The sequence below is a fragment of the Thalassotalea loyana genome, from assembly GCF_030161435.1.
Classification (GTDB): Bacteria; Pseudomonadota; Gammaproteobacteria; order Enterobacterales; family Alteromonadaceae; genus Thalassotalea_G; species Thalassotalea_G loyana.
In genome coordinates this window covers 237,624-252,585 of sequence record NZ_BSSV01000004.1, presented here as the reverse complement: position 1 = coordinate 252,585, position 14,962 = coordinate 237,624, and the positions used below count along the sequence as shown (strand labels likewise).

Genomic DNA, 14,962 nt, shown 5'->3' with positions numbered 1-14,962 from the left:
CCTAAATTCTATCATTTGTGGGACTATCATGTTGAAAAAGCTAATTATTGCAGCATCTATGCTCGTATCAGTTTTTGCTAGCGCACTAAGCATTGCTGAAGAAGTTAATGTCTATTCATACCGACAACCATTTTTGGTTGAGCCAATGTTTAATAAATTTACTGAGCAAACTGGCATTAAAGTTAATGTCGTTTTTGCGAAAAAAGGTATGGCAGAGCGTCTAGCACGAGAAGGTCAATACAGTCCGGCTGATATTCTATTAACAACGGATATTTCGCGTTTAATTGAGTTGCAAGACAAGAAATTATTGCAAGCAGTTGATTCAGACGTTATCAACAGTGCGATTCCAGCAAATTTACGTGATAACAAAGACCAGTGGTTTTCATTAACAACTCGCGTAAGAAACATCTATTCAGCAAAACGTTTGGGTGATGTAGCGCTTAGCTACGAAGACTTAGCATTACCTAAATTCAAAGGTCGTATTTGTACTCGTTCTGGCAAGCATCCATATAACGTAGCGCTTGTTGCGTCAATGATTGCACATCACGGTGAAGCGAAAACGCAAGCATGGTTAGAAGGTGTTAAAGCAAACTTAGCGCGTAAGCCACAAGGTAATGATCGCGGTCAAGTGCAAGCGATTCACCAGAACTTATGTGACCTCGCTATCGGTAACAGCTACTACTTTGGTAAAATGATTAACGACGAGAAGCAAAAAGTTTGGGCGGATGCGGTAAACATCAACTTCCCTAACCAAAAAGATCGTGGTGCACACATTAATGTTTCAGGTATGGCGATGGCAAAATACTCACCAAACCAAAAAAATGCGTTAGCGTTAATGGAGTTTTTAGTCTCTGAAGAAGCTCAGCAAATGTATGCTGAAGTGAATATGGAATATCCAGTACGTGAAGGTGTTAAGCGTTCTGACTTAGTCGCCTCATGGGGTGACTTTAAATCAGATGATTTATCTTTAACAACGATTGCCGAAAATCGTAAAGCTGCATTAATGTTATTAGATAAAGTACAATTCGATCTGTGATAAAACCTTTATTTGGCATGCCGATGCGTGCCAAACAACTCATTATATTTACATTAATTTGTATACTAACACTGGCCTTACTTGTGCCAGTGTTAGTAATGTTTTACCAAGGCGCCTTTGCGCCTTTTTCGCTTTTTAGTCACTTATGGGAAACGGTACTTCCTCAATACCTTGCTAACACATTATGGTTAGGTTTTAATGTCGTTGTTCTATCGTTACTTTTTGGTGGAGTAACTGCGCTTTCATTGCATTTTCTTCCAATAAAGGGTGCGCAATATTTACGTTGGTTATTGTTATTGCCGTTAGCGATGCCTGCATATTTAATCGCCTATCTATATACCGACCTGTTTGATTACGCTGGCCCAGTTCAGCGATTTTTGCGAGAAGCATTTGGTTGGCAATCACCAAATGACTACTGGTTTTTTGACATACGAACGCTTGGTGGCGCATCAGTTATTATTTCTCTGGTGCTATTTCCATATGTGTATATGCTCACACGCACCGCGTTAGAAAATATCGACCCTAAACTACTTCAAGCCAATCAAAGTCTTGGCAAGACACCGTGGCATGGTATCAAGCGCATCGTTCTGCCGTTAATTCGTCCTGCGTTAGCCGTATCTGCTACATTGGTGTTAATGGAGACATTAGCTGATTTTGCGACGGTACAATATTTTGCTGTCAATACGTTAACAACGGCTATCTATGACACTTGGTTAGGGTACAGCGATTTAGCAACGGCGAATGCGTTGGCGAGTATTTTGTTACTGATGGTGTTTATTGTTGTTGTATTGGAGCAAAAGAGTCGAGCAGCACTGAATAATCAAAGTCAAAATATTGCGATGTCACAAGCCTTGTTTCGTTCATCAAGTTGGTTAACTTGGTTTGCAGGGGCATTTTGTTGGTTGTTAGTTATTGCTGGTTTTCTGTTGCCCCTGAGTTTATTAGTGGTGATGGCATGGCAATACAGTAATGTCGAGCAGCTTGCTCAACTCGTCGACATTGGCGGCAACTCTGTTTATGTTGCTGCAATGGCTGCAACAGCTGCTTTAGTTCTGGCTATTGTTTTTAGTTTCTACAAAAAATTTGCCCAACATCATTTGAAGTTTGTTGGCATCGCATTCTCTAGTTTAGGTTATGCAATTCCCGGAACGGTATTAGCGATGGCATTATTGTCAACATTTGGACCGATTGATTTTTGGTTAAATGATATGGCTGTACAGTTTGGTTTTTCTCGTCCAGGGCTCATATTGTCGGGCACTGTATTTGCTATCGTTTTTGCGTTTGTTGTTCGCTTTATGGCAATCGCAAACGGCACGCTTTCGAGTGGTTTAGATCAAGTACCTGATAATTTATCAAAAGCAGCACGCAGTTTGGGCAGCTCGCAACTTGGGATGTACTGGCGGGTACATTTGCCCTTGCTAAAGTCGTCTTTGTTTGTTGCTTGGCTTCTTGTCTTTGTCGAGTCGATGAAGGAATTGCCTGCCGTTTTATTACTGCGCCCGTTTAATTTTGAAACACTCAGTACGTTTATTTATCAGCTGATCTCTGATGAGCAACTCGAACAAGGTGCTTTAGGGGCGATATTAATCGTCGTTTTTGGTTTAATACCTATCATCTGGCTTAACCGTAAACAAGAGGTATAACGGTGCAATCTAAAATTATTATTGATGTAAATGCGCTAGACGTCTCAATCGACAGTAAAACAATATTAAGTCAGGTCTCATTTTCGTTAGAAGCTGGCCAAATTCTTGGATTAGTCGGCCCTAGTGGTTGTGGAAAAACAACACTCTTAAATACGTTAGCGGGTTTTTTATCACCAACAAACGGCGAGATATCGATTGCTGACTTGCCGACGATAAACGCATCAAATGCTTTAGCGCCAGAAAAACGCCATATCGGTGTAATATTCCAAGATTACGCGTTATTTCCTCACATGACTGTTGCGCAAAATATTGCATACGGCATCGGGCAATTTAGCCAAGTGATGCAACAAGAGAAAGTGACCAAACTTGTCCGTTTGTTAAAATTGGATGGCTTCGAAGACAGATATCCTCATCAATTATCTGGTGGTCAACAACAACGGGTTGCAATTGCTCGTGCCTTAGCACCGGAACCTAAATTGCTGTTACTTGATGAGCCATTTTCAAATATTGATGCGAGATTAAGAAATGAATTGATGATTGAACTGCGTCAATTATTAAAATCACTTAACATGACGGCTATTTTTGTCACTCACAATAAAGATGAAGTGTTCACCTTTGCAGACAAAGTTGCGGTGATGCACCAAGGTAATATTTTGCAATTTGGGCAGCCAATAGAGGTTTGTCAGCAACCTAATTCGTGGCAAGTGGCTGATTTTTTACAATTAGGTTCTTGGTTAACAGCGACTTTATACCAAGATCAGCTTGATACACCTCTTGGTTTACTCTCAATTAATGGCAGCGAGCTTGCTAACAACAATCAAATGCAGTTATTGATCAAGCCACAGCATCTTGAAATAGCCGCAGATGAACATGGTGAGTCGGTTATTCACCATATTAATGTGACTGAGCATGGCTATCATTATTTAGTTACACCTCACGCTTCAGAGCACCAATATCAGTTAAGTGTATATAGTGATCAGGCACTTAATGTCGGTCAGCGAGTTCAGTTGAGTATTCTGCCGCACGACTATATTTTGTTTCAGCAAAGCTAAATCAAAATTTCTATTACGTCTTATAACTCGAGTGCTGTTCAAGTTTTACAATAGCTAAGATTGACTAAATATGCTGTTGATTAAGCTAATAAATTTGATAACATACGCGCAATATTAAATGGATGCTCGGTTAAATGGATGTAACACTTGAATAAGATTTTATCTTTATTCTCTTTTGGTTTTCTCTCATGTTCAGTGCAATGCGGAACATGGGTTAACAATGTCAAAATTGAAGCTTTATACCCCACTACAGCTGGTCTTGTTTTTATTGTTGATGCGCCTAATTTGTCACTTAGTAATTGTGATGGCGGCCGCAGGTATATAATCCCTATGTCACACCCAAATTATGATGTGTTATCGAGCTCTTTATTGCTCGCATTCTCTATGGATAAAGATACCAATATCAATGTAGACGATGTTGAATCACCTATTTGCCAGCCCACTATCAATCGAATTTATGTAAAGAAACGACGATGAAAAAGCTTATTTTTTGGGTCTCACTTTTGTTCTTTTGTAGTTACGCTGAATCAAAAAGTCTTAACGAAGTGAGAACAGTATCAAGAATATTTAGTGAAGCGGGCAACACTGCAGGCTTTTATACAGTGGAAGGCTTGGCTGATTGCAAATGGCAAATAATGAGGATTGATTTGGCTACAGAAGCTGGTAGAGCAATGTTTTCTCAAGTATTAACAGCAAAAAGTGCAGGCTTCAAAATAGTTAGAATTGATTACAGTATTAGCGCTGATGGCACATGCAAAGCGTTAGGCTTACATATTGAATAAAGAGATAAAATGAATAAAAAAGCATACATTATAGCCATAGTTTTATTGGCATTTATGTCAAGCAGTCTACATGCAGCAAGCGCGACAGGTAATGTTGCCACAATTAATTTATACGGCGGTAATTGGGGAAATAGTTGGGCCGGTAGCATACTGTTTAAGTTAGACACAATGCCGGCTAACGTTACCTGGTTTTACATTGAAAAGGATGATATTTCTTTTTCATCATTTTTATCTGTATTACTTGCTTCAAAACAAACAAATAGTGAGTTAATCATTCATTATGATGCTCAAAACATTAACTCAATTGGTTACTCTGGGACTATGGCAATATCTGCGCCGTAACTGATAAAAGGGAACTTGTATGAATAAATTGAAATTATTTACAGTAGCTGGCTGTCTCGCTTTTAGTCAAAGCGTGTTGGCTGGCAGTTTAGTTTGCTCTGGCACTGTGGAAGATATTGCTTACCATAGCAATAATAAACTCATGGTTCGATTAAGTAGCATGAATTATGGGGTTTTTATCTGTGATTTATCGACTGAGTGGGTCATCACGGGAGCTGAAGGTAGGATAACTGCACCCGAAACCTGCCAGTCTATTCTGTCTATGTTACTGACCGCTAGATCAACTAATCAACAGATAAACAGGTTACATCTCGACGGAGACACAGTTCCTGAAACATGTGGCGAGTTTACGCCATGGTCATCCGTATTTTTGCGTTATTTACATTTTTAATGTTCTAAAAATTATCGCCTTATAGCTAGAAAAATTTGATGAATACACCCATTGACCGTAATAAGTATGGTCAGTGGTCTTAATTATTACAATTAATCGAAATATTATTTTCATGTTTAATGCAACGTAAGTGGCATAAATAAGAAATAACAAGGGATTGAATTATGCTTTCGTTGAAGAGAAGAATAACTATTTTACTAGGTTTATTGAGTTATTCTTTTATTTCCAATGCCGACACTACGTGGGTTCCTATTCAAGTTGGAGCTATTACAACATTCGTGCCTTATGTGCCACCTAATGGATTAGAGGCGCCAAGTGAGCCAACTGTCGTTTCTAATGGTAGCACTAAAACACTAACCTGGAATGGTGTCGAACATGCTAGTAAGTACGAAGTTCAAGGTTTAAACCAGTCAGGTGTTTGGGAAACCATCGTTGTTACATCTGATACTAGCATTGTAATGGATGGCAGATTTAGTGGGTTTTCTTCGGTTAGAGTTACAGCCTGTGGCTATAATTCATGCCAAAATACAGGAGCTTGGTCGCCAACGCTGTCAATCATGAAAAAGATCATCTTTATTCATACTGATTTATTGGGTACTCCAATAGCCGAATCAGATCAACATGGAAACAATTAATTAGCCACAAGGTTTTGATTATCTTGGGCTACAAAGCATCACGTAAAAAAGCTGCGGTGAAGTAATAAAGTCAATGGCATCTTCACACGCAGCATATAAGCATAACGTTATAATCTCTATTAATAATTATTGTCTACCTTAACCGTCCCAAAGCGAACATTAGACGGTGAAGAAACTTGTTTAAATGTTAATTCTTCACTTACTCGACCAGTAAAAACATTAACAAAAGATTCATTACCATCCGCATCATTTTGTTTTTCTTGACTAAAGTAGTCAAAGTTTTCAGAAAGTGACGCGATAACTTTTTGAGGAAAAGACAAGAACAATGCTTGCAACGCCTCGAAGTTACTTTTTACTTTTGCTTTCAAACTATCGTCGATATACGCTTTGATTTTCTCGTTACTATCGAGTTGATCTGTTCCTTTTACGGTAACAAAGTGCAATGCTGAGAGTTGATCTAGCGTTATGTTATTAATGCCCAAAATACGATTTGTAGCTTTGATAAATGCGAGATCAGCAGGCTTCGCTTCAGGAGGAACTATATTTGCCTGACTAATAGACTCCGCAACTAAAGAATCAACCTTAGCTGATGTGCATACTGACGCATAGTCATACAGTAGTCTTGCTGCCTCCTGAAAGTTTGCAATACTTTGACTTTTCGCATATTCCTCTTGCGTATCTAGTGCTCTTTCAACAAGTTCGAGCACTTTGGGAGCATCAGGCCCTAGTAAGTAATAGTTTTGAAATAATTCTGAACTACTCACAACAAATGCGGTGCCAAGCGCAAACTTTTCAAAAGACTCAGAAGAAGCGCCATTAACCCCCATAAAGCCGGTTAATAATAGCGTTGTTAATAAGAACTGATCTTTAGAGTACGAAGCATTCCGACTATCATCAACTATGTCATTTAACGAACTTAAGCATTGATAACGTGTGAGCAGGACACCTTCATTTAAAAATTCGCTAAACTCTTTGTCTCCAGCATTACTGCCAATCGCTGCTACATAGGAGTTATAAAAATCTGTACCCTTCAGCTTAGTTACATCGTTTGGTACTTCTCTCTTTAGGTGTTTTTCAGAAATAAACCGGTGTGCATCATAGTTTTTGGTTGTACAGCCTGTTAATCCAGCAGCTAAAATAATAGTACTTATTGCAAAAATACGCATAAAAAGTCCATTTTTTTTGGTTGTTTTTTGTACAGGTTAAATCAAAAAATAAGTGAAATCAAAAAACACCCAAGAATAGCGATCAGATTGCGCCAAAAAGTAGCGTGCATCTGTTGACTGTTCGCCAATAAAGCGTTGTAATTACTTCTGTTTATTAAAGTATCAACAAGGATGTGTTTTGGTTAATCAAAAGATTAGCTGGCAGCTTGCATTGTCTTGGATTCTGTTATTAATAGTTTCAGGCTATGCACATGCAGCCTCGGTCCCATCTGCGCCTAGCAATATAAAAGTTTACGGTAAGTCAGCGCCATTTTATGTAAAAGCAAACTCTAACTACTATATTTCATGGTCTGCGTCACCAACCCCAGGTGTTACCTATGAATTAGTTGGCGAAAGAAGCGGTTTATTACAAGGCGGTTTCACGTCGACTAGATCACCGTCTCCTCGCAATAAACCAGCAGGCGTATATTACTACAAGGTTAGAGCATGTAATTCGGCGGGCTGCAGTGCGTACAGTCCTACAAGTTCAGCCGTCACCGTCTTTGAAGAACCAGGCATACCACCATCAATTTCTGCACCGAGTAAAGCGACAGCAAACCAGAGCTATACGGTATCTTGGGGAAAAGCCTCAGGCTATGTTCAACGATATGAATTAGTAGGCGAATTAAGCAGTACTATAGCAACTACATCGTCAGCGAAACGCAGTGCTACTCGCAATAAGCCACCTGGCACCTATTATTATAAAGTAAGAGCCTGTAATGATTATGGATGTAGTAATTACTCGAGTAAAACATCAGGAACTACTGTTGGTGCTGCGCCTGGCGTGCCGTCATCAATTACTGCGCCAACTACTGCGACAGAGAACAAAGATTATACTGTTTCTTGGGGCGCGTCTTCTGGTTCAGTAAAGCGATATGAGCTCGTTGGAGAATCAAGTAGTACGATAGCTACAACGACATCGAGTAAACGCAGTGCAATCCGCAATAAACCCCGAGGTAAGTATTATTATAAAGTAAGAGCCTGTAATGACTTTGGTTGTAGTAATTACACCTCGACAACATCAGGCACCACAGTAGGTGCGGCAAATATTCCTCCTGACCCGAATGCGGGTCCAAGTATGCGTGTGCAGGAAGCGAGAGATATTACGGTATATGGTAGTGCCACTGATAGTGATGGTGAGGTCACATCCTATGCGTGGTATCAAATATCCGGACCTGCTTTGCTAGATTGGAAAGACAAAGACAAGCCAGTAACAAGTTTTAAAACACCTGAAATAAATGAAGACACCTCAATTAGACTTCGTTTATGGGTGACAGATAATGAGGGAGCACAGTACTCGGATGACATGATTGTTTATTTAAATGATCGTGCAGATGTGACCATTACATTCCCGCCACATAATGATTATAAATTTGCCACAGACGAGGAAATCAGATTTTCTGGCACAAATATTAGAGATAATGGCGACAATGTCGTTGATGTTAGAACCAATATTTATGAGCTATCGCCATACCAAGCGCTATTTAACTGGCAATCTGCTACCTTTAATGCAGCAGCTGGAGAAGCAAACTTTACCTATAACGAGAGTGTTAGATAAACATTAATACCGGGCGTCAAATATTCGTTGTTTGTAAACCCTAGAGACGACGATCAGATTACCACGGGGACTTCTACTGAACCTACACCTGGTTGGTTTAGATACAGAACCTTTTATATCAATGATAAACCGCTCATTGTAGGCCAACAGGAAGTGATACTGGCAGCAGGAACAGAACAAGTCATCACATCTGATAGCATTGTAATAACTGACAGTGACGATTCAGTTCATACCGTAGAAGTACTTGAGGGTGAAAATTACACTGTCGTTTCGGAAAATACGCTGCTTACTAACGAGTCATTTTTAGGCGAGTTAATCGTTAACATAAGTGTCAATGACGGAACGGAGAGCAGTGAGGTTTATCCACTTATTGTTTCGGTAAAAGAGAAGCCCGTCGTTGAAATTCAGTCACCTGCAACTAATAGCATAATCCCACACACTGAAAGCTTGATCAGCCAAGTGCTTGCCTCAGATCCTGACGGAGAAATTTCACGCGTTGAATTTAAATTAAATGATGGCGAGTGGATTACCGATCATGAAGCACCTTATTCGGTAGATTTTGGCCCAATGCCGGTTGGGAGTTATACGCTTTATGCAAGAGCAATAGATAACGAAAACATTGCTAGTGATATTGCCATCAATGATTTTGAGATAAAAGCCAAAGTCGCTTCGCCTATATTCACGCCAGAGGGCGGTGAATTTGAAGGTAGTATCAATGTCACTATCGTAACAGAAACAGTTGAAGCAACTATGTTATATCGAGTTGGAGAGCAAGGCGAGTTTTCTACATTCCCACAGGAAGGCATTGACATTTCAAGTAGCTCAACAATCTATGCTTACGCAGTAAAAGAAGGGTTAATTGATAGTGAAATAGTCACATCAATATATAAAAAACCAAGCAATATTACCGTATTTCAAATCGATAATAACAATCTTTATTTTGAATTGAATGGCCAATATTTTCACTTAGCAAACATTAATAACTCATGGATTTTATACGAAATTCAAGAAGCTGAGTGGAATAGTCTAAAAGATAGCTTTGTCGAGTCATTATATTCAATTGAATTAGGTGAATTTGGTGGAGGAGCAGCTAATGATTTTATGTTACTTGACGCAAACGCGTTGCTCGCTGTCACCTATGTAAATAAAGGTAATGGTTATCAATTAAAAGGAAGTGGCAGGTCAGTTATTTTTATCCATACCGATTTGTTAGGCTCGCCTGTGGAAGAAACGGAACACAACAATGATTAGAATTAATATTAAAAAACGTAATGATATGGAAAGTCACCGTAAAACAATGAATATTAGAAAAGCCGTAATAATGGGCTTAACAACACTATGTTTAGGTACGTTAGCAAATGCCACGGATCTCTCTCCAACGTCTGAAGAGGACATTTATGTACCACCACGATCATATACTTATAATTATAATGAGTTAAATAACGTAGAAACAGATATCCCAACGCTTACAACGGAGTTACTCGGCGATAAAATTGACGAGGAAACGGGGACGTTGAGATTCTCGCAAACAGATGTCTCGATACCTGGTAATTTTGCTATTGATGTTGAAATTACCCGAACAATGTCAACACCAAACAACTGGTACAACGCGTCATTAGAGGCCGGCAACTGGAGCTTAGACATACCCCATATTCGCTCTAATTATGTAAAAAGTTTAGATAACACGTTTTCTGGGGCAACAGCCAATACCCCAATTCCTGCTTGGGCACGCAATCAAGGATGTTCAGCTACATTAAATTCTAATCCAAATTTCCATAAAGCGTTTGAGCCGAAAAACGGTGAACCAGGTACATTTCAAATTAAAAATTATAGTTTGAAAGCTAACGAATATTGGCATGGTGACATCATTTCAATTCCAAAAGTTGGGGAAAGTAGACTGTTGCAGTTTGGAAACTCAAAGAAAACTCGCGACAACTGGAAAGTGGATTGTGTTGATCACAATGGCGTAGACGCATTCAAAGTAACGCTGCCTAACGGGACTGTTTATTTATTTAGTGAATTGAAAGAAGTTATATCGCCAAAACGAATTTATATGGGGTTGGACCCCGACTTTTGTCATCGAATCGTATGTAATTTTCCACCTCCACCAATTGAGTCTGAATTAGGATTCAATGCTTTAGATAGAGATGAACGTACAGGCATGCATAATGTCCGCGTATTCATGCAAGTTACGTTAATTACCGACCGGTTTGGTAATACCGTTGAGTATGACTACGATTCAGATGGTAACCTCGACGCAATTAGAGCGTCTGATGGCCGTTTTATCGACGTTACCTTTGAGGAAGGTAAGCTAAAATCGGTAACTGCAAATAATAGAACATGGACGTACGACTACTATCCTACATCTAGTGCTGTTTCATATCCTCGACTGGAGTCTGTTACCCGCCCAGACAACAAACAGTGGGAGTTTTCGTATAAAGGTAAATTCTGGAGCAATGCATTAATTGGCGAAATGATGCCAATAGACCCTGTAAACCCCACATACTGTCAAGCTTTATTGGGCGGCGAGTTTATTGAAATTACGCACCCATATGGTGCCGTAGGTACATTTTCGATTACAGAGCGCTGTATTTATCAATCGGAAGTGCCGAAAATAGAGACTTTTAATGTTTATGGCCAAGGCCAGCCGTATCAAAATTACGAGTTACCTATCGCAAGTAAGCAATACGCACTATGGAAGAAAGAGCTAACATTAAACAGTGCGACAGAATACGTTTGGGAGTATGACTACGGACGTGTCCCTGGTTATTATCACGGTGATGATCGAACATCATCAACGACTCATAGAATATTAAAGGTTGATTCAGGGATAGATATAACGTTTCTTGACCATGCAATCGACAACTTAAATTCAACCGCCATTATTAACCCAGATAACGAAGTTGAGCTATCTTTCTTCGATAATCGTTACGGTCACTCACAAGGTAACAAGCTATACACGGCAATATATGATTCAAATAATGTCTTGATGTCTTACACAAAATATCATTATGACTCAAGCGACATAAATTATGGCGTTAGTAATCTTTGGACAGCTTCTGCACTTACCGCAAACATAAAATCGGTACCCAGTGAATTTGCAGGTCAGACATCGTTTGATTTAGCAATTGCTAGTACAAAATTTCAGCGAAAAACACAGCAGAGCACATTTTTAAAGTATGGTGATATAGCGACAGAGTATAGGGAAGCTTTCAGCAATTTTAATGATTATGAACAACATCAGACAATTGCTCAAAGCGGTCCTTCAGGCCACCGCACCATTACGTTAGGTTTTGAAAGTGATGAATCCGCTTGGATTTTAAATCAACCTACTACAGTAGATGTTAGCGTTGGCACCGGCGCGGATAAACGTTTGTCTGAAAAAACATACTATCCAAAAACAGAAGAAAATTTAGCTAAACGTTTTAATCTTAAAGAGGAAAAATGGTTTGGTTCTACGCGTAAACTGTTTAAGTCTTATCATACTGTTAATGGCATGAAGGGTCGGGTTAATGAAGTTGAACTATACAGTGACAATACCACGAAAAGAAACATCGTATTTAACGACTACAAACGAGGTAAACCTCAAGAGATAGTTGTACCAAATCGTTACACCTCTGGCACTGTTTCAATGACGAAAGAAATTGATGATAACGGTTGGATAGAGTCAACAACAGATTTTAACGGACATTCGACGCACTATCGTTATAACAATATGGGGCATATAACCTCTGTTACCTACCCTGTAGATGATATTGATTGGGCTGACTTATTATTTACCTATGATTACCCCGCAACTGGCGGCATGGTTCGAACGCAATCGCAGTGTCGATTAAACTTGGACGGAAAAACATGTATTGATCCAGCTCGTTACACAGAAACTAACACCTACGATCAATTATTGCGATTAGTCGCGGTGGCAAAGGCTGACAGTGAAAATACTTATTATATGAATATGTCGTATGACTCAAACAATCATATGGTATTTGAGTCATTTCCGAGCCTAATCCCAAATGAAACCAAAGGTAAGCGCACAGAGTACGACGCGCTAGAGCGAGTAAAAAACATTGCCGTTTCTGGTAATGGAGCAACACAATACACCTACCTTGACAACAACCAAGTGACGGAGAATAACCCGAGAGGTTATGACACTACGACGCAATATAGAGCGTTTGGTATGGTTAATTTTGACTACCCGGAACTAATCAGTTCACCAGAAAATATTGATACTGCGATAGAGTATGATGAGTTTTTTAACGTTACAACGATAAGACAATACGACCTAGAAGATTCACAAACTGAATATCGATATTATGATCAACACAATAATTTGTGTCTTGTTAAACGTTCTGATACCGGAAATATGCTTTACTCGTACAGTTTATTGGGTGAATTGAAATGGCAAGCACAACCAGAAGCCGTTATCACAGGCAATGAATGTGAGTCAACTTTCCTCGATAAGCACAAAATAACATACAACTACGATAACCGTGGGACAATTCATCAAATATTGTATGGTGATAACACACCAACTCGCACTTTTGAGTATGACGACAATGGCAATATAACATCGATTAGCTCGACCCAATATAACCAAAGTTACAATTACAATGCGTTAAATTTGCTCATTGACGAGTCTTTAAATGTTGACGGTAAACAATTTGATCTTATTTATGGTTACGATGAGTTAGGCAATGTAGATAGCATAAAGTACCCTGGTGATACTCCTGCTGTATTTTTTGCACCGAATGGTTTCGGTCAGCCGACTCAAGCAATAAGACAATATGATAATTTATTACCTGATGTCTTCGTTCAAGGAGGCGTTGATAAAGCCACCTATCATGAAAATGGGATGGTACATACCTTTATTTATGGTAATGGTGTAGCACATGAAACAACATTAAATGAGCGATTATTACCAGAAAGAATTAGCGATACTTTAGAGGCAACGTCCCACGTTGACTTAACTTATGCCTATGATAATAATTTCAATATCACGTCAGTCATAAATCCTAGAGAGGCAGCAGTATATAGTTTAACGAGTTTAAGCTATGACGGCCTAGATCGTTTAACATCAACCGTTGGTGGCGCAGGAATTGGCTCTAGTAGTATTAGCTATGATGCATTAGGCAATATCAAAACGTACGTCAACGACAGTGCTTTTAAGCCGCACAACTTAACATACCATTACGATAGTAACTATCGTTTAGAAACAGTAGTTAATACGAACGACTCAACTGATGTCATCAGAGATTTTTCTGCAAGTAATAGCTATGACGTTCGTGGTAATGTCCTTAAAAATGGTGAACGTGAGTTTAAGTATAACTTAGCTAATCAGATGACAGTGTCGGGTGGCAGCGAGTTTTTCTATGATGGTTACGATCGCAGAATTAAAACGGTAAAAGATAATAACCAGGTCGAATACAGCATGTATAGCCAATCAGGCAAACTCTTGTATCGAGAGACTTCTGCTGGTGGTATAAATTATATTTTCCTTGGCGATAAGTTAGTAGCGAAAGAAGGTACAGGAGTTGTTAAAAGTAACGACGGTATCATGAATTACAAGCCTTTTGGAGAAAGCATAGAAGAGCCAAAAGACGATGTAGGATATACAGGCCACAAGTTTGATAAAGACTTAGGGCTTAGTTATATGCAGGCTCGATACTATGATCCCGTCATAGGGCGTTTCTATTCGAATGATCCAGTTGATTCGATAACTCACCTTTCGACACCAAACCACATTTACGGTTTTAATAGGTATGCGTATGCTAATAATAACCCTTATAAATTTACTGACCCGACAGGAATGAATTCAGAATGCTGGCTTTGTAAAACTAATTATAATATGGAAGCTTTAGCTACCAAAGGTGCTCCTACGCGCCAAAGTGTAACTGGCGTTATGGCTGAGCAAGTACAAGGTGGTAGGCAAGCCGTTAGTAACAGAGTTAACAATGCTGTTAATAGGGGAATAGACCCAACAACCGTTTCCGGATCAACAAAAGATTATGTTTCGACAACGGGTAAAGAGCTAGCTAAAGGCATCAGCTATGTCGGCATGGCGGTTGGTACTGCTGGAGCTAACGCTCTTGTAACAACTGCATTCGCAGGTATTACATATTCTTTAGATTCATCTCCTGAGAATTTAATATCTTTTGTATTAGGCCCATTGGGTAAAATGGTTGGATTTGTAGATGAAGGTTTGAATACAGGCAATACTTTAAGAGAAACAGTAGAAAATGTAGGGACTTTAATGAACGGAATTCAGGTCATGCAAGATTCGGGTGTTGCAGATGTTATTAATGAAGAAAAACAATAAAA

General features: G+C 39.3%; 12 protein-coding genes. 11 read left to right on the top strand and 1 reads right to left on the bottom strand.

Going from position 1 to position 14,962, the window contains the following annotated elements; all coding sequences use genetic code 11:
- Positions 1-31: 31 nt before the first annotated feature.
- The 8 genes from QQK05_RS10950 (at position 32) to QQK05_RS10915 (ending at position 5,881) form a co-directional block, all read left to right on the top strand.
- Positions 32-1,036: a Fe(3+) ABC transporter substrate-binding protein gene (locus QQK05_RS10950; protein ID WP_407704889.1), complete on the top strand. Its 1,005-nt coding sequence runs from the start codon at positions 32-34 to the stop codon at positions 1,034-1,036.
- Positions 1,033-2,679: an ABC transporter permease gene (locus QQK05_RS10945; protein WP_284298491.1), complete on the top strand. Its 1,647-nt coding sequence runs from the start codon at positions 1,033-1,035 to the stop codon at positions 2,677-2,679. Before QQK05_RS10950 ends, QQK05_RS10945 begins: the two co-directional genes overlap by 4 nt.
- Before the next feature lie 2 nt (positions 2,680-2,681).
- On the top strand, positions 2,682-3,731 hold the full coding sequence (locus QQK05_RS10940) for an ABC transporter ATP-binding protein (RefSeq protein WP_284298490.1): 1,050 nt from the start codon (positions 2,682-2,684) through the stop codon (positions 3,729-3,731).
- Positions 3,732-3,878: 147 nt separating this feature from the next.
- Positions 3,879-4,208, top strand: coding sequence for a hypothetical protein (locus QQK05_RS10935; RefSeq protein ID WP_284298489.1), 330 nt, complete (start codon positions 3,879-3,881; stop codon positions 4,206-4,208).
- Positions 4,205-4,513, top strand: coding sequence for a hypothetical protein (locus tag QQK05_RS10930; protein WP_284298488.1), 309 nt, complete (start codon positions 4,205-4,207; stop codon positions 4,511-4,513). The genes QQK05_RS10935 and QQK05_RS10930 overlap by 4 nt, the downstream gene beginning before the upstream one ends.
- Before the next feature lie 9 nt (positions 4,514-4,522).
- Positions 4,523-4,855: a hypothetical protein gene (locus QQK05_RS10925; protein ID WP_284298487.1), complete on the top strand. Its 333-nt coding sequence runs from the start codon at positions 4,523-4,525 to the stop codon at positions 4,853-4,855.
- A gap of 19 nt (positions 4,856-4,874) precedes the next feature.
- Positions 4,875-5,246 carry a hypothetical protein gene (locus QQK05_RS10920; protein WP_284298486.1) on the top strand — a complete coding sequence of 124 codons (372 nt, stop codon included), beginning with the start codon at positions 4,875-4,877 and terminating at the stop codon, positions 5,244-5,246.
- Positions 5,247-5,410: 164 nt separating this feature from the next.
- Positions 5,411-5,881 (top strand): hypothetical protein, encoded by a 471-nt coding sequence (locus QQK05_RS10915; RefSeq protein ID WP_284298485.1) that lies wholly within the window; start codon positions 5,411-5,413, stop codon positions 5,879-5,881.
- Positions 5,882-6,000: 119 nt separating this feature from the next.
- Here the strand turns inward: QQK05_RS10915 and QQK05_RS10910 are convergent, their stop codons facing one another.
- Complete coding sequence (locus tag QQK05_RS10910) at positions 6,001-7,047, bottom strand: hypothetical protein (protein ID WP_284298484.1); 1,047 nt, start codon at positions 7,045-7,047, stop codon at positions 6,001-6,003.
- 178 nt (positions 7,048-7,225) lie between these two features.
- Here QQK05_RS10910 and QQK05_RS10905 point away from each other — a divergent pair, with 178 nt between their 5' ends.
- From QQK05_RS10905 to QQK05_RS10895, 3 genes are read left to right on the top strand one after another with little or no spacing between them, the layout of a single operon-like run.
- The gene (locus QQK05_RS10905) at positions 7,226-8,644 is read left to right on the top strand and encodes a PKD domain-containing protein (RefSeq protein WP_284298483.1); all 1,419 of its coding nucleotides are present in this window, start codon (positions 7,226-7,228) and stop codon (positions 8,642-8,644) included.
- 27 nt (positions 8,645-8,671) lie between these two features.
- Complete coding sequence (locus QQK05_RS10900) at positions 8,672-9,895, top strand: Ig-like domain-containing protein (RefSeq protein WP_284298482.1); 1,224 nt, start codon at positions 8,672-8,674, stop codon at positions 9,893-9,895.
- Positions 9,888-14,960, top strand: a complete 5,073-nt coding sequence (locus QQK05_RS10895) for an RHS repeat domain-containing protein (RefSeq protein WP_284298481.1) — start codon at positions 9,888-9,890, stop codon at positions 14,958-14,960. The genes QQK05_RS10900 and QQK05_RS10895 overlap by 8 nt, the downstream gene beginning before the upstream one ends.
- The last annotated feature ends 2 nt before the right edge of the window (positions 14,961-14,962 follow it).

Coding starts and splice junctions, on each gene's coding strand:
- QQK05_RS10930 (WP_284298488.1), top strand. CDS start 4,205: ATGAAAAAGCTTATTTTTTGGGTCTCACTTTTGTTCTTTTGTAGTTAC.
- QQK05_RS10925 (WP_284298487.1), top strand. CDS start 4,523: ATGAATAAAAAAGCATACATTATAGCCATAGTTTTATTGGCATTTATG.
- QQK05_RS10920 (WP_284298486.1), top strand. CDS start 4,875: ATGAATAAATTGAAATTATTTACAGTAGCTGGCTGTCTCGCTTTTAGT.
- QQK05_RS10915 (WP_284298485.1), top strand. CDS start 5,411: ATGCTTTCGTTGAAGAGAAGAATAACTATTTTACTAGGTTTATTGAGT.
- QQK05_RS10910 (WP_284298484.1), bottom strand. CDS start 7,047: ATGCGTATTTTTGCAATAAGTACTATTATTTTAGCTGCTGGATTAACA.
- QQK05_RS10895 (WP_284298481.1), top strand. CDS start 9,888: ATGATTAGAATTAATATTAAAAAACGTAATGATATGGAAAGTCACCGT.